At 61.9% G+C, this 18,393-nt stretch carries 12 protein-coding genes; all 12 read right to left on the reverse strand.

Annotated features, from left to right (window positions below; all coding sequences use genetic code 11):
- Positions 1–10: 10 nt before the first annotated feature.
- The 12 genes from BK665_RS24815 to BK665_RS24870 all read right to left on the reverse strand — a co-directional run bounded on the left by BK665_RS24815 (position 11) and on the right by BK665_RS24870 (position 18,372).
- Positions 11–1,081 carry a class I SAM-dependent methyltransferase gene (locus BK665_RS24815; protein ID WP_123409206.1) on the reverse strand — a complete coding sequence of 357 codons (1,071 nt, stop codon included), beginning with the start codon at positions 1,079–1,081 and terminating at the stop codon, positions 11–13.
- The gene (locus tag BK665_RS24820) at positions 1,071–1,928 is read right to left on the reverse strand and encodes an NAD-dependent epimerase/dehydratase family protein (RefSeq protein ID WP_123409207.1); all 858 of its coding nucleotides are present in this window, start codon (positions 1,926–1,928) and stop codon (positions 1,071–1,073) included. The genes BK665_RS24815 and BK665_RS24820 overlap by 11 nt, the downstream gene beginning before the upstream one ends.
- Positions 1,925–3,151: a class I SAM-dependent methyltransferase gene (locus BK665_RS24825; RefSeq protein WP_123409208.1), complete on the reverse strand. Its 1,227-nt coding sequence runs from the start codon at positions 3,149–3,151 to the stop codon at positions 1,925–1,927. The genes BK665_RS24820 and BK665_RS24825 overlap by 4 nt, the downstream gene beginning before the upstream one ends.
- A complete protein-coding gene (locus BK665_RS24830) occupies positions 3,148–3,708 on the reverse strand; it encodes a dTDP-4-dehydrorhamnose 3,5-epimerase family protein (RefSeq protein WP_123409209.1) in 561 nt (186 codons plus the stop codon). Before BK665_RS24830 ends, BK665_RS24825 begins: the two co-directional genes overlap by 4 nt.
- The gene (gene rfbG, locus BK665_RS24835; RefSeq protein WP_123409210.1) at positions 3,705–4,787 is read right to left on the reverse strand and encodes a CDP-glucose 4,6-dehydratase; all 1,083 of its coding nucleotides are present in this window, start codon (positions 4,785–4,787) and stop codon (positions 3,705–3,707) included. The genes BK665_RS24830 and rfbG overlap by 4 nt, the downstream gene beginning before the upstream one ends.
- Positions 4,769–5,542: a glucose-1-phosphate cytidylyltransferase gene (gene rfbF, locus BK665_RS24840; RefSeq protein ID WP_123409211.1), complete on the reverse strand. Its 774-nt coding sequence runs from the start codon at positions 5,540–5,542 to the stop codon at positions 4,769–4,771. Before rfbF ends, rfbG begins: the two co-directional genes overlap by 19 nt.
- Before the next feature lie 315 nt (positions 5,543–5,857).
- Positions 5,858–8,461: a beta strand repeat-containing protein gene (locus tag BK665_RS24845; RefSeq protein ID WP_123409212.1), complete on the reverse strand. Its 2,604-nt coding sequence runs from the start codon at positions 8,459–8,461 to the stop codon at positions 5,858–5,860.
- A gap of 133 nt (positions 8,462–8,594) precedes the next feature.
- A complete protein-coding gene (locus BK665_RS24850) occupies positions 8,595–12,185 on the reverse strand; it encodes a glycosyltransferase (RefSeq protein ID WP_123409213.1) in 3,591 nt (1,196 codons plus the stop codon).
- A 116-nt stretch (positions 12,186–12,301) separates the two neighbouring features.
- A complete protein-coding gene (locus BK665_RS24855) occupies positions 12,302–13,882 on the reverse strand; it encodes a flagellar hook-associated protein 3 (protein WP_123409214.1) in 1,581 nt (526 codons plus the stop codon).
- Between the two features lie 13 nt (positions 13,883–13,895).
- Complete coding sequence (gene flgK, locus BK665_RS24860) at positions 13,896–15,935, reverse strand: flagellar hook-associated protein FlgK (RefSeq protein WP_123409215.1); 2,040 nt, start codon at positions 15,933–15,935, stop codon at positions 13,896–13,898.
- 23 nt (positions 15,936–15,958) lie between these two features.
- Entirely contained in the window at positions 15,959–17,269 is a 1,311-nt protein-coding gene (flgJ, locus tag BK665_RS24865; RefSeq protein ID WP_123409246.1) for a flagellar assembly peptidoglycan hydrolase FlgJ, read from the reverse strand.
- 14 nt (positions 17,270–17,283) lie between these two features.
- On the reverse strand, positions 17,284–18,372 hold the full coding sequence (locus tag BK665_RS24870; RefSeq protein WP_054049260.1) for a flagellar basal body P-ring protein FlgI: 1,089 nt from the start codon (positions 18,370–18,372) through the stop codon (positions 17,284–17,286).
- Positions 18,373–18,393 lie beyond the last annotated feature (21 nt).

Below are 18,393 nucleotides of genomic sequence, written 5' to 3' on the forward strand. Positions count from 1 at the left end.
GTCTCAATAGTCACTGGAACGAAGCGCTGTCTACGGCGTGATAGACGTAGCGTCCACCGGTCATCCGCTTGATTTCTTCGAGGTAGTTGGAATTCATCACAAACAGGTTGGCGCCTTCGGGCAACGCGTCCATGGCCTCTTGGGGCGAAGACACCCGCACACCGCTCAGGGGCAGGTAACGTCCCTGTTTGGCCGGGTTAATGTCCACCACGCGATCCACCGCCACGCCGGCCCGTTGCAGGAACAGCGAATAGATCACGCCTTTGGACGACGCGCCCCAGATGGCCGAACCTTGCTCTGGATTCGCCTGAATAATCTGCACCGCACGCTTGAGGCTGCTGGTGAAATTGTCTGGCAGTTCCAGGCGCGGCACCGGTTGTTCCGGGGTCAGGCGCAGGGTCGACAGGTCGGCGACGATGTACAGGTATTGGCCACCGAACAGGTGACCGGCCTCGTGCACGGTGCCGAACATCCGGCGCAGGTCATCGAGGCGGAAATAATTGACGTGTTCGTAGAACAGGTCGAACCAGGCGCGGTGCTCCAGGATCCAGTCGAAGCACGGCACTTCGATGTAGATCTGCCCGCCCTGGTTGGCCTCGGCCATCTGCGCGAGGAAATTCACCGGGTCCTGGATGTGTTCCAGCACATGGCGCAGCACGATAGCGTCTGCCGCCAGCCCCAGGCCGCGGGTGAACGGGGCCTTGATCACGTCGGCATTGCTGCCTTCGTAAGCCGGGTCGATGCCGGTGATGGCGTAACCCAGGCCTTTGAGGAGTTCGAGAAAGTAGCCTTTGCCGCAGCCGACTTCGATCAGTTCCTGGCCCTTGAAGTGACGGGCGATGATCCCTTCCACGTCGCTCAGGTGCTGCTGGAACTGGCCGGAATGGGCCTGTTCGTTCTGGTAGTCGGCGTCGTAGCTGAGCTTGTCGGCGTCGAAGGCGTCGTTGAAGATCAACCCGCTCTGTTCATCCTGCACCAGCACCATGTCGGCGCAGGCCGAGGCACGGGCCGATTGCGGGTCGGCGAAGGTGCGATTCTGCAACACCGGCAGGTCGGCGACCCGATACAACTCATGCTTCATGATTGCCTCCCAGTAGCTGCTGCAAACGGTCCGCCACGCCCCAGAACGCCATCGGTTCGTGGGTCGGGTATGGATAGTGGCCGAGGTTTAAACCAATGGACGCGCCGCGTTCGCGCAATCGCTGTTCCACCAGTGTCCTGACCGATATCGGCTGGCCGCTGGAACAATTGACCACCCCGTTGAAATCCCGCTGTTGCAGGATCGCCGCCAGGTAACCCGCCGCGACGTCGATGGCCAGGTAATCGCGCAACTGTTCGCCAGCCGACATATTGAACGTGGCGTCCCTGGCATCGATCGCCCGGTCCAGCGCCGCCAGCAAACTGCTGGGGTTCTGGCCTTCGCCGTGCAGATAGAACAGCCGCGCCCACTGCAAGGTGAACGGCTGAACCCGCTGCAAATTTTCCAGAAACAGGCGCAGGGTGTTCTTGGCCAAGCCGTAAGGATTACCCGGCTGCGGCGCGGTCTGCTCGGTGAGCGGTCCGCTCTGCATGCCGTATTCAAAACAGGTGCCGGTGACCAATACCTGCGATACCCCCGCCTCGACCGCGCCCCTGATGAACCGGTAATCGGCCATCAGGTTGTGCTCGAAATGGAACAGCGCCTGATAGTTCGGCAAACCGGGCCAGGCCAGATGCGCCAAGGCATCGACGCCCTCGGTCAGCGCGCCAATGTCCAGATCGGCAGCGTGAATATCCGCCGCGATGAATTCCACGTCATTGATCCACGGCAAACCCACAGCGGTCTCGGCATTGCGCGCCACGGCGCGGACTTCACAGCCACGGGCGAGCAACGCCGCGACCAGATGCCGGCCGACGAACCCGGTTGCGCCGCTGACCAGCACCTTCACAGGACGGTCAACTCGGGCACGGCGATCACGAAACGGCCATCCCACTGACGCACCTGGGCCAGTTGCTGACTGACTTCGTGCAGCAGGTTCCAGGGCAGGACCAGCACGTAATCGGGTTTTTCGAGGTCAATCTGCGCCGGCGAAACAATCGGAATGCGGCTCCCCGGCAGGTACTTGCCCTGCTTGTGCGGGTTGGCATCGGCGACCCAGGCTAGCAGGTCCGGCTTGACCCCGGCGTAGTTGAGTAAGGTGTTGCCCTTGGCTGCCGCGCCGTAACCGACCACGCGTTTGCCGTCGGCCTTGGCCTGCAACAGAAAGCGCAGCAGTTCGTGCTTGATGCGTTCGGCCGCTGGCGCCAGGGTTGTGTAGTACTCGGGGGTTTTCACGCCTGCCGCAAGTTCGGCTTGCAACTGTTGTTGCACCGCCGGTTGCACGTCACGACGTTCGCCATCGAGGCGCTGCACGAACACCCGCAGCGAACCGCCATGGGTCGACAACTGACTGACGTCGAACACTTCCAGGCCATTGCGCGCGCAGAGGGTTTGCACGGCGGTCAGGGACAGGTAGGAATAGTGTTCGTGATACAGCGTGTCGAACTGCTGGCCGGCCATCAGCGTCAGCAGTTGCGGAAATTCGAACGTCGCCACGCCCGTCGGTTTGAGCAGGGTCGCAAAACCGCCGAGGAAATCATTGATGTCCGGCACGTGGGCCAGCACGTTATTGGCGGCCATCAGGTCGGCGGACCAGCCTTCAGTGACCAGTTGCGACGCGGTGTCGCGACCGAAGAACAACTCACGGATTTCCAGGCCCTTGTCCCGCGCAGCCTGGGCGGTGCTGCGGGTCGGCTCGACGCCCAGGCACGGGATGCCGCGCCCGGCGACGTACTGCAACAAGTAACCGTCATTGGCGGCGATTTCCACTACGCGGCTGTCGGCGCTCAAACCAAAGCGCTCGACCATCCCGGTCACATAGCGCTCGGCATGGGCCAGCCACGTGCTGGAGAACGAACTGAAATACGCATACTCGGCGTCGAACAGGCTGTCGGCGCTGGTGTAATCCTCGGTCTGCACCAGCCAGCATTGCTGGCACACCGCGACTTTCAACGGCACCCACTGCTCGGCCTGCTCGAGTTGATCGGCACGCACGTAGGCGTTGGACGGCGGCGACGTGCCGAGGTCGATCAGCGGCAAGGCCAGCGGCGTAGCGCAACCACGGCAATTCATAGACGCACTCCGGCGAAGTGTTCATCGAGCACGGGATGGCTGGCGTCCCGGGCTGACAGATTATTGACAGGCAACGGCCAGGCAATCGCCAGGCGTGGATCGTTCACCGACAAACCGCCCTCATGGGCCGGCGCGTAATCGGCGCTGTGCAGGTAGAGCAACTCGGCGTCATCGGTGAGGGTTTGGAAACCGTGGGCGAACCCGGCCCGGATCAACAGGCTGCGACCGTCACCGGCGCGCAGGTGCTCGGCGTGCCAGTGCAGAAAGGTTTCGGAGTCGGGGCGCAAATCCACCGCCACGTCCCAGACTTCACCGCGCAGGCAAGTGATCAATTTGGCTTCCGGGGCGTTGGCGTTCTGGTAATGCAAGCCACGCACACTGCCCCGCGCGCGGGTGCAGGAATGGTTGATCTGGCGGATATGAAACGCCTGGCCGAACGCGCTCAGGCTGCCTTCGCAGAACAGCCGTGCGAAGTGTCCACGATCATCTTCAAAGCGTTTGTGCTGCACGCTGAACAAGCCGTTCAGCGGCAACGCTTTCACTAGAAATTCGCTCACAGCGCGCCTCGGTACAGGTTCAACTGGCCAAGGGTAATGGCGCGCATGTCGTCGCCGTTTTGCCACGCCATGTGCCAGTCGAGGGTCTGGGTCAGGCATTGCTGCAACGACCAGCGCGGTTGCCAGCCCAGCAGTTGACGGGCGCGGCTGCTGTCCAGGCGCAGCAGGCCGGCCTCATGCAAATCACTCGGTTCGATGCGCAGGCCACGGGCTTGCGGCCAGCGACTGGCGAGCAATTCGACCACTTCGCCGACGCTGCACATGTCCGCTTCGCTTGGGCCGAAGTTCCACGCACCGGCGTATTCCGGGCCTTGTTCGTAGAGGCCGGCGGCCAGTTGCAGGTAGCCGGCCAGCGGCTCCAGCGCGTGTTGCCAAGGGCGCACGGCTTGGGGGTAGCGCAGGGTCACCGGTTCGTCGGCGGACCAGGCTTTGAGCACGTCGGGAATCAAGCGCTCCGGGGCAAAATCACCGCCGCCCAGCACGTTGCCGGCCCGCGCCGTGGCCAGGGCCAGACCGTGCTCGGCATGCTTGTCCGCCGGGAAGAACGACGCGGCGTAGGACTGCGCCAGCAATTCGCAGCAAGCCTTGCTGCTGCTGTAAGGGTCGTGGCCGCCGAGGGCTTCGTCCTCGCGGTATGGCCACAGCCATTCCTTGTTGGCGTAGACCTTGTCCGTAGTCACCAGCACGCAGGCACGCACACCGCCCACCTGACGAATCGCTTCCAGCAGGTTGAGGGTGCCCATGACGTTGCTGGAGTAAGTGCCCAACGGATCGCGATAGCCTTCGCGCACCAGCGGCTGGGCTGCCAGGTGCAGGACGATTTCCGGTTGGGTCTCGGCGATCAGTTCCAGCAGCGCACCGAGGTCACGCAAGTCGCCGCGCTGATCGTTGATGCCTTCGTGAACCCGCGCCAGTTCAAACAGGCTCGGTTCGGTGGACGGATCCAGAGCAAACCCACTGACTTCGGCGCCGAGGCTTTGCAGCCACAGCGTCAACCAACTGCCTTTGAAACCGGTGTGGCCGGTCAGCAGGACTCGCTTGCCGCGCCAGAATTCCGGGCTCAGACCCATTGCTTCCATGGGGCCTCCCCGCTCTGCCACAAGGCTTCGAGGTGGTTCTTGTCACGCAGGGTGTCCATCGGATGCCAGAAGCCGTCGTGCTGGAAGGCCTGCAATTGCTCTTCGCTGGCCAATGCCGCCAGGGGCTCGGCTTCCCAGGAAGTCTGATCATCGGCGATGTAGGGCAAGACTTTCGGCGACAGGACAAAGAAGCCGCCATTGATCCAGCCGCCGTCACCACGCGGCTTCTCGATGAAACCTTTGACGCTGTCCCCGTCGCGCTCCAGGGCGCCGTAGCGTCCCGGCGGTTGCACGGCAGTGACGGTGGCGAGCTTGCCGTGGGCCAGGTGAAAGTCCACCAGCGCACCGATATTGAGGTCCGAAACGCCATCGCCGTAGGTGAAGCAGAAGGCCTGTTCGCCTTCCAGATAACGCGCGGCGCGGCGCAAACGGCCGCCGGTCATGGTGTCTTCACCGGTGTCGATCAGGGTCACGCGCCACGGTTCGCTGTAGTTCTGGTGAACGTCCATGCGGTTGTTGCACATGTCGAAGGTGACGTCGGAGGTATGCAGGAAGTAGTTGGCGAAGAAGTCCTTGATCGCGTAGCCCTTGTAGCCAAGGCAAATCACGAAATCGTGGATTCCGTGCGCGGAGTACTGCTTCATGATGTGCCAGAGAATTGGCTTGCCGCCGATCTCGATCATCGGCTTGGGCTTGAGGTGCGACTCTTCGCTGATTCGCGTGCCCAGGCCACCCGCCAAAATAACTGCCTTCATCCTCTTCCCCTCTTGTTCGTCACAGGGCCCGGCCAAGCTGTATCAAGCTTTTGCCGGCCTTCTGGATAAAACGCTCAACGCCGCTGTATGCACTGCCCGCCGAGGCGCAAGTGCTCGTTTTATGGCGATATGAAGGGGGACTTGCAGGAAACGCGCCAGCTCTGTGAGCCCAGAAGGCGCCGAAGGGAGAGAACCTGTGGGATCGGGCTTGCTCGCGAAAGCGGTGTGTCAGTCAGCATCAATGTCACTGACACTCCGCTTTCGCGAGCAAGCCCGCTCCCACAAGGGGGTGGTGCTTGGCTGGGGATCGTGGGATTAGCCGAACATGGCAAACCCATCAGCGCCGGTCGGCAGGTTGAAGGCCTGGCCATCAGCGGTCTGGATGTGTTCGATGGTGGCAAAACCGGCGAACCAATCCTGGAGTTTCACGCCGTTATCCGGAACCGCGCCCGACGTCGGGTTGGCGTTGCCGAGGTAGAGATCATCCCCCACCCGCGTGACGCTCAGGTCGGCGGCGCTGGCGACGTTGTTCAGGATCAGCGTGTCATTGCCGAACATGTCATGGCCGTCATCACGGATCGTTACCAGGTTGCTGGTGTTGACGATGTAGGTGTCGTCGTTCTCCCCACCATTGGCGAAGCCGCTGGCGTTCATGATCAACTGATCAAAGCCAATATCGCCCAGCAGCACATAGCTGTCAGCGGTGCCGGTCAACACATCATCGTCTCCACCACCGTCGGCAGTGCCGTGGGCCACGGTGATGTGGTCATTACCACCGTCGCCATAGGCAACGCTGCCCCGATCGTTTACGGCGGTGACAATGATGTCGTCGCCTGCGCCGCCATACAGCATGTCGGCCTGGGCAACATTGCCCGTATCGATCTCGTTCGAAGGCCCGTTGACCGGCCCAAAACCCCCATAAAGGTGATCGGCGGCCCAGCCACCCTGGATGACGTCATCGCCCAGGCCGCCTTCAAAGTAATTACTTGCCAGGCTGTTACCTGTCAGCGTGTCGTTGAAGTGGCTGCCACGCAAGATCTCAATATCCCAATAATGGTCACCTTCGGCGATACCGGAATTCTGCCGCGCCTGCAGATCAATGCTGACCCCCACCTCGCTGTCGGCATAGCTGACGGTATCCACGCCTTCGCCACCAATGAAAAGGTCCGGGCCACCGCCGCCAAACAGCACGTCGTTACCCGCGCCGCCCGTGAGGGTGTTCTCCAGGTCATTGCCAAAACCGGTGAAGTCACCGGTGCCGGTGTAGGTCATTTTTTCGATGAACGAGTCCAAGTGCGTCACTGCGAGGCTCGTGCGTACTTCATCGTAACCGCCGAGAAAGTCCTCTTCGATGATGTTCACGCCCTCGGCGTTGATGTTGTAGATGTCGTTGCCGCGGCCACCTTCGAACGTCACGCCGCCGATGGAGCTGGTGAAAGTGTCGGCGTCGAACGAACCAATGACTTTTTCTACATTGGCCAGGGTGTCGCCTTCTGCTCCGTTGCCGACGCCGGGCATGCCGACCCCTTCGCGGATATCGACGTTCACTGCGCCATTGGACCAGGAGTAATCCACGGTATCGAAACCGGCCCCGCCATCGAAGCCGATCGGTAAGTCATTGGCTCGGAAAAAGTCATCGAAGTTCGAACCCAGGATCAGCTCGATACCGGCGTAGGTATCACCCTCCGCCACGCCGGTGTTCAGTTGCCCGGAGATCAGATCAACCGTTACACCCTCGGTGCTGTCGGCATAGCTCGCAGTGTCCAGGCCGGCGCCGCCGATCAAGTGGTCCGCGCCCTCCCCGCCCACCAGCACATCGTTACCGGTGCCGCCGGTGATGGTGTTGTCGCCGGCATTGCCATAACCGGTGAACGAGCCCTTCCCGGTGTAGGTCAGCGACTCGATGTTGGCGTCCATGGTGTAGGAACCCAGGCCGGTACGAATTTCGTCGATGCCCGACCCGAAGCCCTGCTCGGAAATCGTGACGCCAGGGGTGTTGACCACGTAGGTGTCGCCCCAGATGGTGCCAACGATGTGCTCGATGTTTTTCAGCGTAACGCCTTCGGCATCACCGCCAATCCCGGGCTTGCTCGTGCCATTGCGGATGTCGAGGGTGACCGCCGCTTCCGACATCGAGTAGTCCACCGTGTCAAAACCACCGGCACCGTCCAGGGCCTTGAAATTTCCAACGTTCATAAACACGTCGTCGTGGTTCGAGCCACGGATCGCTTCGATATCGGTGAAGGTGTCGCCAACGGCGATTCCGGAGGTGTTGGAGCCGTACTTCAGATCGAAAGTCAGACCCTCGGTGCTGTCGGTGTAGCTCGCGGTGTCCCACCCTGCGCCGCCGATCAAATGGTCGGCCCCGCCGCCGCCCAGCAGCACGTCATTGCCGGCCCCGCCGGTGATCACGTTATCGCTGGCGTTGCCATAACCGGTGAATTTGCCGGTGCCGGTGTAGGTCAGGCGTTCGATGTTGGCATCCAGGGTGTAGTGGCTCTGGTTGGTCAGGACCTGATCGTCATAACCACCCGCCCAGCCGCTCTCTTCAATGATTTTCGTGCCGCCGGCATTGACGATGTAGGTGTCGTTGCCCCGACCGCCTTCAAGGGTCCGGCTGCCCAATGTGGTGGTGAAGGTGTCATCGTAATCACTGCCAATGACCTTCTCGATATTCCTCAGCGTGTCGCCTTCGGCATCGCCGCCGGTCCCGGGCTGGCTGACGCCGCTGCGCAGGTCGATATTGATGCCGGCCGAAGACCAGGAATAATCAGCCGTATCAAACCCGGCACCACCGTCGAGCTGGTCCGCGCCGGCGCCGCCGATCAGGATGTCATCGCCGCGCCGTCCATTGATCACGTCATCCTCATTGCTACCGATCAGCGTATCCGTGCCGTTTGTTCCGTTAATAACTGTCATGTCTTCTTCCTTGCCGTGGTGTGAAAAAAACCAAATCCATGGGCAACTATCGGCCACTGGAACCGGATGCTTGAATGTCGGGCAAAAAAAAAGGCGACTCAACGTCGCCTGTTTTTTTGGAAGGGCATGACAATCAGTCCGCCAACCAACCGTTCTCCCAGTAACGCAGGTTGTCGCCGCGCAACACATAGTCGCGCAGCACCACTTCGCGCAATTGATCGCCCATGCGGTAACTGGCGTCCGGGTCGGCCAGGTGCATGCGGATGGCTTGCAGCCATTCGTCGGTGCTATTGGTCTTGATCCGGGTGCACGGCAGATACCCGCGGTAGGCCTCGGTGTCGGTGCAGATCACCGGGTAGCCGCACGCGCCGTATTCCAGCAGGCGCAGGTTGCTCTTGCAGTCGTTGAAAATGTGGAACTCAAGCGGTGCCAACGCGAGGTCGAGGTTCAGGCTGGCCAGTTTCGCCGGATAGACATCCAGCCCGATCACGCCGTGGAATTCATGCATGTACGGACGCAAATCATCCGGGCACATGCCGAAAAACACCCAGTCGACTTCATTGGCCAGTTCGCGGACCACCTCGGCAATCACCGCCAGGTCGCCGTGGTGACTGGTGCCTCCGCCCCAGCCGACCCGAGGCTTTTTCGAGGTGCGGCGCTGGCTGCGCATGTCATTCCACAGGTGTCGGGACAGCATGTTCGGCACTACCCGAATGTCTTGATGCATGTCCGACAGCGCATTACCCAGGGCCTCGGTGGAGACCACCACGCGGTCGCACATACCGATGGCGCGGCGTACCAGGCGCTCCATTTCGTCCTTGTTCGGCATGTTGCGGATGTGCGCGTTGCGATGGGGAACGTGAATCACGTAGTCGTCCAGCTCGTAGATCCGCCGGGCATTGGAGTAAGTTTGCAGCGGCACGATTTCGTTGATCGTGCCTTCGGAGTAACGCCCCTGCAGGATGATCACGTCAGGCGACTGGCGCTCGATCTCAATCATCGACGGCATGTTGTAGTGAATCCGCCCTTCGGCCCGGCCTGCGGCTTCCAGCTCGATCATCGGCTGGGTCACGCGGTAATGACCGATCGCGGAGGCGTTGATCGGCACAGCAAGGATCTTGGGCAACTGCGCCTTGGAAAAAGGGCTCCATCCGGTGCGCAAACCCGGCTCAAGGCTGAAGCTTGAACCGCCCAGCCCCTGCAATGACAGGTTGATGTTGTAGGCCGGGTCACGGGCGATAACCGGCAGCCAGCGCTTATAAAACTCTTCCTGTTCCTGGCTGCGCAACGCCTGCTCGCCGTCCTGCGCGGCCACCACCGGACGTGCGCCCAGGGCCAGTTTGGCGTAGGGCGTCCACACCACCAGGTAACCGTCCTGGCCGATACGCAGGCACAGGTCCACTTCATTGAGGGAGTGCGCAAGGTGTTGCTCGTCCAGCCCGCCGACCGCATTAAACACAGCCTTGCGCACCATCAGGCAATCGCCACCGACAGCACTCAGGTTGTGCGCGACCTGCAAACGGAACATGTAGCCCGGCGCCTGCAAGGACTCGCCATAAAACGGTACGCCGGCCGGCCCTTGCAGGCCAAGGATCAGACCCGCATGCAACACCCGGCCATCCGGGTTGAACAGCTTGGCACCGACCACGCCGACTTCCGGGCGCTGGGCGTGATTGAGCAGCTCATCCAGCCAGTCGCCCTGGGTGATCACCGTGTACGGGTTGAGCATCAGGACGTACTCGCCAGCCGTCTGCTTCACCGCAAAGTTATGCAGCGCCGCGGCATTGCCCTGTTGCGGATACGGCAACACGCGAATCCGTTCGCTGCCCAAGCCTGCCATGCCGGCCAGCCAGGCACGGGCCTCGGCGCTTTCGCTGCCATTGTCGACCAGCAACAACTCGTAATCGCTGTAGGCGGTTTTCTCCAGCAGACTTTCGACGCAGCGCTGCACCGCGACGGTCTGATCCTTGCTGACGATGATGATCGACACCAGCGGCCGTACCCCGTGCCGATAGTCGACACGGTTGATCAATTCGCCTTCGGCGCTGCGGTTTTCATAGGGCACGCCCAAACGCTGCAAATGCGCGTCCAGCAGCAACGGGCTGTTATCCACCACATCGGGCTGGGCCAGCCACTTGGCCAGGTCGAACGTCGATTCCACCAGCACTTCGGCGATGTGCCCGATCACTTGGGTGCCGTCCTGCTCCACCAGGCGCCAGAGCACATCGTGTGGCGCAAGCTCGCCATGCACCGAATCGAAACCGCCCAGGGCCAGGAAACGTTCACGCTCGAATGCCAAGGCGCGGCCCACGTAAGGGTAGCTGCGCAGCAGGTCGAGGTTGAAGTCAGGTTTGAATGCAGGCTCGGCCGATTCCCCCTGACGCAAGCTGCCTTCATCGCTGTACAGGCACGTCAGCGCGGGCGAAAGGACAATCCGCTCGGCCATGGCCAGCAAGGCCGGCGCCACCAGGCGATCACCGGCACACAACAAGTAGAACCAGTCAGCCCCTTGCAACTGCGGCAACAGTTCATTGACCTGCGCCAGCCAGTCCTCTTGCAACGGCAAACGCAATACCCGTTCTTCCAGCGCGGCTTCGATGCACGAAGCGGACAACACCAGGGTCAACTCGGGCGCGTAGTCCTGGGCGGCGAGCGACTGCAACGTCAGGTCCAGCGCGGAGCGGCTGCCGAGCTCATCGAGGATGACCGGGACGATTTTCGGCGTGTGGGTCCAACCGGCAATGGTGTCCGGCAACAGCAGGCGCTGACCCTCGTTGAGCACACGGCACGCCAGCCATTGGGCATAAAGTTCGGCAAAACTGCTGCTGGCAATGCCCACCAGCCATTCCTGAGCACTTTGCTTGGTGCCCAGGGTTCGGCTCAGGGGCAGTTCTTCCCAGACCCGGGGCGACTCTTCGGTGCGGGTCAACGGCAGATAGCGCACCCAGCCAGGCGCCGGGGCTGACTCGCCGCTGCGGGCCTTGAGCATTTGCAACACCCATTCGCGCTCGACCTCTACCGCGTCCTTCATCGCCTGCTGGGCACTCAAGCGCTCCGGGTACAAGCGCTCGACGCTGAGCACGTTGTTGGACATCACCATATTGCCGCGCCGCAACAGGCACACGTACAAGGCAAAATCGAGGGTCGCCACGAAGCCTGCCTCGGACAGGGCGGGCAGCAATTCCAGCACGTCTGCCCGGCGGAACAGCGCATTACTGAAACCACCGAGGATGTTGACCGGGAAATTCTCGAAGATTGCCAGCAGGTCGTCGCCCTTGAACAGGCCGCTCACCGGGGACAGCGATGTGTTTTCCAGGCGCGACGGCAGCAGCATGTCGTCGGCGTCCCAGAACAGACGCTGGGCCAGCACCAGGCTCACTTCATCGCGCGCCATCAGCTCCTGGGCCTGTTGCTCGACGCAGGCCGTGAACAGATGATCGTCATCACACAGAAACTTGATGAACTCGCCCCGGGCTTGTTCCAGGCAGGCCTGCAAGTTGCCCACCATGCCCAGGGTTCGCGGATTGCGCACGTAGTGCACGGCCACGCCGGTTTGTTCGGACACCGAAATGACCGCCTCTTCGATTTCAGTGCCACGACTGTCGTCGCACACAATGATCTCGAGATTGCCATAGCCCTGGCTCACGGCACTGTGCAACGCCCGACTGAAAAAGCGTGGGTTGAAGGCGGGAATGACAAGGCTGACAAGAGGGAGTGAATTCACGGCGGACTCGCAGGCGGCGAGAGCTCGCCCGGGAAAGCGAGCCCTTTGAACCGCGGAAAAAGACAGTAGATATTGCAGGGTCAGCGGTCACCGGGCGCTTGCGCGCCCGGCCACGGTCAGATCTTGTTGAACAGACCCAGCGACGTGATCTTGCTGAACGCCAATTGCGCGGCTTGCAGCATGGTCTGTTGCAGGGTCAGGCGGGTCATGACTTCGGCAGGGTCGGAGTCACGAATCGAGCCCTGGGTGGCGGTGTTCGCCAGGCTCAGACTCTCGTTGGTCGTGGACTGGTCATCCAGCGACTGACCGCGTGCACCAATCGAAGTAACGGCGGAACCCAACTGGTTGCTCGCGCTGTCCAGATTCGCCAGGCCCGAATCCATGGCGGCCTGGAATTGCTGTTTGGCCACGGTGTTGCCGTCAACCGGCGAGTTCAGTGCGTTGATCATCTTGCCCAGGGTGTCGAGCACGTTCTGGGTCTGATGATCGTTGGCCTGCACGGCGAACTGGTCGCCGGCAGCCGGTGCGCTGCCGCCGCCCAGGGTGAAGGTCACGCCCGCTGCGGTGGCGGTGGAGGGAGGTCCGGCCACCACGGCGCCCGACGATACCGGACGACTGTCGGCCGTCACTGGCGCCGCGTACAAATCGAACGCGGTGGCGCTGGTGAACTTGAGGACCGCCCCGCCGTTCGGGAAGGCTTTGTTGTAGGCCACCGGGTCAGTCACGCTGGAACCGGTGATGACGGCGGTGGACGGGTTACCGGCGCTGCGCACGGCACCGATGGTGTCCGGGTTGGCCGTCAACTGGAAGGTGTGGCCGGCAATGACCGTGTCCGCCACATCGCCCGACTTGAGGTTGATGTTCAGGTTCAGGTCGACGCCGCGAAAATTGACCACTTGGTTCGCGCCGTTGCTGTTGCTAAAGGCGCCGTTCTGGCTGGCTTCGGTCGTGACATCGTTGCCCAGTCCGTCGGTGATCTTCAACTGAGTGCTGCTCAGGAAGGTGACCGTGTACGGCTGGCCGGCGGCGAACTTGGAATCGTAGGTGGCGCTGTTGGTCACCTGGCCGTTGGACAGGACCACGCGACCATCATCCACCGCCGGAACGGTCATGGCGACCTGGGTGCGGCTGGTGTTGATGGTCTGCTGGAACGCGTCCCAGCCAGTGGTGTTGCTGGCCACGGTCAAACCGTCGCCGATGCCCAGGTTGATGTTGGTCTGGTCACCGTTGTAGGTGTAGGTGCCGTCGGAATTCTGCGAGTACGGCGGGGTGTCGGTTTTCGAACCGGAGAACAGGTAATTGCCGGACGAATCCTTGGAGTTCATCAGGCCCAGTACTTGCTGCTGGATCTGGCCCAATTCCGCTGCGAAGGCCTTGCGGTCAGCATCGGTGGCAATGCCGTTGTTGGCACTGAGGCCGATTTCCTTGGCGCGCTGCAACGCGGTGCCAATGGAATCCAGGGTGGTTTCCTGCAGGCTCAACGAGCTCTTGGTCGAACTGATGTTGGTGTTGTACTGATCCAGCATCGCGCTCTGCTGGCCGAGCTGCAGCAAACGACCGGCACCGATCGGATCATCGGCGGCGGTGTTGACGCGCGTCAGGCTGCTGGCTTCGTTGCTGGTCGCGATCGCCTTGTTGAAGTTGCGCTGGTAGTTGGCAGCGGTTGTCTCGTAATACTGGGCGGTAGAAATGCGCATGAATTACGACTCCTTAAAGGCTGTTGATCAGCGTGCTGAAAGTTTCCTGCGCAGCCTTGATGATCTGCGAAGAGGCGGTGTAGTACTGCTGGTATTTGACCAGGTTGCCGGTTTCTTCATCCAGGTCGACCCCGGACAGCGAGTCCCGGGCGCCTTTGGCCTGGGTCAGGATCGCCGTGGTGGCAGCACTGTCGGACTTGCCCTGGGCAGCCTTGCTGCCGACGTTGGTCACCAGGGTGTTGTAGGCGTCGGTCAGGCTGATGCCCTTGCTCGCCGAACCGGTGTCCACGGTCTGTTTGGTTTGCAGGCCGACCAGCGCCTGGGCGTTGCGGTTGTCCGAGGACGCCGCGCCGGTCAGGGACATCGAGAAACTTTCGCCGTTGCCGGGCGAGCCACCCACGGTGGTCTGCACGGTGAAGGTTTTCTGCACCGGCGGCGTACCGCTGGTGATCGGATTGCCGCTGGCGTCGACCATCGGCACATTCAGGTTCAGGGTGTTGTTCTGCCCCGGAACGATGCTGCCGCTGCCCAGCGGATTGCCTTGGGCGTCGCTCAGCGTGTAAGTCTGGCTGCCACCGCTCGGCGCACCGAAGGTGATCTTGACCGGCGTCGAATACTTGAGCCCGGTCTGCATGTCGGACTGGTTGGTCGAGTTGTAGATATCGATGGTGCTGGTCAGCGTCGGCTGGGTGTAGGTGCCGGTGGCCTTGGAGCTGGCCACGCCGGTCAACGGCGCTGCCGCAGCGACTTTCTTCGGGTCGGTCAGTATGGTCTGGATGCTGGCTGCGGCACCACGCGTCGGCGTGACTTTGAAGCTGTCGCCCGCGCTCAACGCACCGCCGTTCAACGACAGGCTGAAGCCGTCGATCACCGGTGGCGGCGTGGTCAAGGTACTGAAGGCGCCCATGTCGGTGCCGTCGGAACGCTTGACGCTGTAGTCGGTGGCGCTGGTGAAGGTCACCTGATAATCGCTGGTGGTCAGCTTGCCGGTGTCCTTGATCGTGACATCGAGGTTGCCCGAGCCGGCGCTGTTGCCCGCCTGGCCGATGCTGCGCTGGCTGATCAGGGCGGCGCTGTTGATGTTGTTGAAAATCGCCGCGCCGAAGTCACCGTTCTTGTCGATGCCCTGGGCTTGCTGGCTGTTGATCTGGTCGGCCACCACCAGGGCCACGCGCCCCAGTTCGTTGAGCGACGGGTCGAGCACTTCCTTGCGGTAAGTGAGCAAACCACCGATTTCGCCGCCGGTCACCACGGACGTGATGTCGATGGTGCTGGAGCCGCGGTTCATCTGCAGGCCCATGCGCGACGGATCGTCCTTGCTCGGCACGGTTTCCAATGTGTTGGTGGTGTTGCCCATCACCAATGGCTGGCCGCTGCCGACATAGATGTCGTAGCTGGTGCCGCGCTCGACGACCTGCGCACCGACCATTTCGGACAGTTGGCGCACGGCTTCGTTACGGGTGTCGAGCAGGTCGTTCGGCTGGCCGCCGCTGGTGGAGATTTCGCCGATCTTCTGGTTCAGGTTGGCAATAGAAGTCGCCAACTTGTTCACCTGGGCCGCCATGTCCGCCAGGCTGCCGTTGACGGTGGTGTTCTGGTCGTTCAACTGCTTGGCAAGGGCGTTGAAGCGGGCGCTCAAGGCCTGGGCACCGGTCAGTACGCCCTGGCGCGAAGTGTCGTCGGTCGCCGAGGTCGAGACGCCTTGCATGGAGGTGAAGAATTTTTGCAACACGCCGGTCAGGCCGGTGTTGGTATCGGACAGCGAGGCGTCCAGCGGCGTGGCCTGGGCCAGGTACGAGGCGGATTCGCTGTTGAGCGAAGTCGCAGTGCGCAATTGCGAATCGAGGTAGGAGTTGTACACCCGGCGCACGTCGGCCAGGGTCGTACCGGTGCCGATGAAGACGTTGCCGTACTGCTGCGAGGCCTTGGTGCCCTGCACGGTTTGCTGACGCGAATAACCGGCGGTGTCGACGTTGGCAATGTTGTTGCCTGTCACAGCCAGGGAGGATTGGCTAGCCGCCAGACCCGACATCCCGATATTGAGCAAACTCATGGTTCAGACCTTATGCCTTGTGCCTATAGAGGCGTGGTGGAAGCGCCCGCCGCAGCGTAGTTTTGGTAACTCGTCATCTGCTTGGCTATCTGCGAAATCTTGTTGGCGTAGTTCGGGTCGGTTGCATAACCGGCCTTTTGCAACTCGCGCACAAACTGTTCTGGGTTATCGGCCGACTTCACCACATCTTGATAGCGATTATTGGATTGCAGCAAAGTCACAAGGTCATGGAAGCTGTCCTTGTACGAGGCATAGGAACGGAACTCCGCCGTCTCCTTGACCATCGCGCCATCCCTGAATTCGCTGGTGATCGCCCGCGCCGAATCGCCTTTCCAACTGCTGCCGGTCTTGATGCCGAACAGGTTGTGACTGCTGCTGCCATCCTGGGCGCGCATGACCGATTTGCCCCAACCGGTTTCCAGGGCAGCCTGAGCCACCAGGTAACGCGGATCGACGCCGATGCGATCGGCGGCTTCTTTGGCCATCGGCAACATGGTGTTGACGAATTCGTCGGCGGAGCTGAACGCTTTTTTCGCCGGCGCCAACGGAATCTGGGCCATGGCGCGACCGTAAATCTGCATCTGCCCGCTCGACGCCGTAGACGTTGCCGTGGCCGTGGCCAGCCAATCGCCGTTGTACAGCGGGCCGGCGCCAGTCGTCGTGGCGGTGGCGCGTTCAGGCAGCAGGTTTTTGAGAGGGGCCGCAGCGGTGGTGCTGGTCGCGGTGGACGGCACCAGGCCGGCAAGCAAGCGATCCGCCAGTTTCGGTGGCAGGGCCAGGCGCCGCTGGTTGAGCAGCGCCACGTCATTGCTGTGAGCGGCGGTCGCCGTCGGTGCCTTGACCCCGCGCGAAGCCCACAACGGACGCTCGCCATTAAGGCGCGACAACGGGCCATTGGTGGCGGTCGTACCGGCAGCCACCGGGGTGGTGATTGCCTCGGCCTTGGCTTTCGCCGCTTCCTGCTTGGCCGCCGAATTGGCCGCCGCCTCACCCGGTGCCAGAGGTTTGTTCTTCGACATCTGGCGCATCAACACGTCGGCCAGGCCAATACCGCCACCCTCACGGGACATGGAAACGGCCAACTGCTGGTCGGACATTTCCTGGTATTGCTTGGCGGCCGGCGTGTTGAGCGGATTGTCCTTACCCAACTCGTCGGTGGCCGAGCGCATGGACTTGAGCATTTCACCGAGGAACAGCGATTCGAATTCCTGCGCAACTTTGCGCATGTTGCTGTCGCTGTTCTTGTCGCCGACTTTCAGTTGGTTCAGGCGATTGAGGTCCGAGTACGAACCCGAATCGCCAGTGCCGACCAAAGCGCCTTTGCGCATATCCACCATGGTCGTCGTCCTCAGATCACGATCAGGTCGGCTTGCAACGCGCCGGCCTGTTTCAGTGCTTCAAGGATGGCCATCAAGTCACCCGGCGCCGCGCCGACCTGGTTCACCGCACGCACGATTTCGTCGAGGGTGGTGCCCGGACCGAACTTGAACATGGGCTTGGCTTCTTGCTGGGCGTTGACCCGCGAGCGCGGCACGACCGCCGTCTGCCCGTTGGACAGAGGGCCGGGCTGACTGACGATCGGGTCTTCGGTGATGGTCACGGTCAGGCTGCCGTGGGTCACGGCGGCCGGGGACACTTTCACGTTCTGGCCGATCACGATGGTGCCGGTGCGCGAGTTGATGATGACTTTCGCCACCGCCTGGCCCGGATCGACTTCAAGGTTTTCCAGGATCGACAGATAGTCGACCCGCTGGCTCGGATCCAGTGGCGCGGTGACGCGGATCGAACCGCCGTCGATGGCCTGGGCGACACCTGGGCCGAGCAGGTCGTTGATCTTGTCCACCACACGCTTGGCGGTGGTGAAGTCGGAACGGTTGAGGTTCAACGTCAGGCTGTTGCCCTGGTTGAAACCGCTCGGCACCGAACGCTCGACCGACGCACCGCCTGGGATACGACCGGCCGACGGAACGTTGACGGTGATCTTCGACCCGTCGCGACCTTCCGCATCAAAACCGCCCACCACCAGGTTGCCCTGGGCGATGGCGTAGACGTTGCCGTCGATACCTTTGAGCGGCGTCAGCAGCAAGGTGCCGCCGCGCAGGCTCTTGGAGTTACCGATGGACGAGACGGTGATATCGACCTGCTGACCCGGTTTGGCAAACGCCGGCAAATCCGCACTGATCGACACCGCCGCGACGTTCTTCAACTGCACGTTGCCCGAACCCGGCGGCACCTTGATGCCGAACTGCGAGAGCATGTTGTTGAAGGTCTGCAGGGTGAACGGGGTCTGGGTCGTCTGGTCACCGGTGCCGTTAAGCCCGACCACCAGGCCGTAACCGATCAATTGGTTGGACCGCACGCCGGAAATACTGGCGATGTCCTTCAACCGCTCGGCTTGAGCGGTGAAGGCTGCGGACATCAACAAGGCAGCGACCATGAGACTTCTGAAGTTCAACGT

Origin of the sequence: Pseudomonas frederiksbergensis, from assembly GCF_003732665.1 — a bacterium.
Classification (GTDB): domain Bacteria; phylum Pseudomonadota; class Gammaproteobacteria; order Pseudomonadales; family Pseudomonadaceae; genus Aquipseudomonas; species Aquipseudomonas frederiksbergensis_G.

Excerpts from the sequence above, each read along its gene's own strand:
- BK665_RS24815 (WP_123409206.1), bottom strand. The coding sequence starts at position 1,081 with ATGAAGCATGAGTTGTATCGGGTCGCCGACCTGCCGGTGTTGCAGAAT.
- BK665_RS24825 (WP_123409208.1), bottom strand. The coding sequence starts at position 3,151 with ATGAATTGCCGTGGTTGCGCTACGCCGCTGGCCTTGCCGCTGATCGAC.
- rfbG (WP_123409210.1), bottom strand. The coding sequence starts at position 4,787 with ATGGAAGCAATGGGTCTGAGCCCGGAATTCTGGCGCGGCAAGCGAGTC.
- rfbF (WP_123409211.1), bottom strand. The coding sequence starts at position 5,542 with ATGAAGGCAGTTATTTTGGCGGGTGGCCTGGGCACGCGAATCAGCGAA.
- BK665_RS24845 (WP_123409212.1), bottom strand. The coding sequence starts at position 8,461 with ATGACAGTTATTAACGGAACAAACGGCACGGATACGCTGATCGGTAGC.
- BK665_RS24855 (WP_123409214.1), bottom strand. The coding sequence starts at position 13,882 with ATGCGCATTTCTACCGCCCAGTATTACGAGACAACCGCTGCCAACTAC.
- flgK (WP_123409215.1), bottom strand. The coding sequence starts at position 15,935 with ATGAGTTTGCTCAATATCGGGATGTCGGGTCTGGCGGCTAGCCAATCC.
- BK665_RS24870 (WP_054049260.1), bottom strand. The coding sequence starts at position 18,372 with ATGGTCGCTGCCTTGTTGATGTCCGCAGCCTTCACCGCTCAAGCCGAG.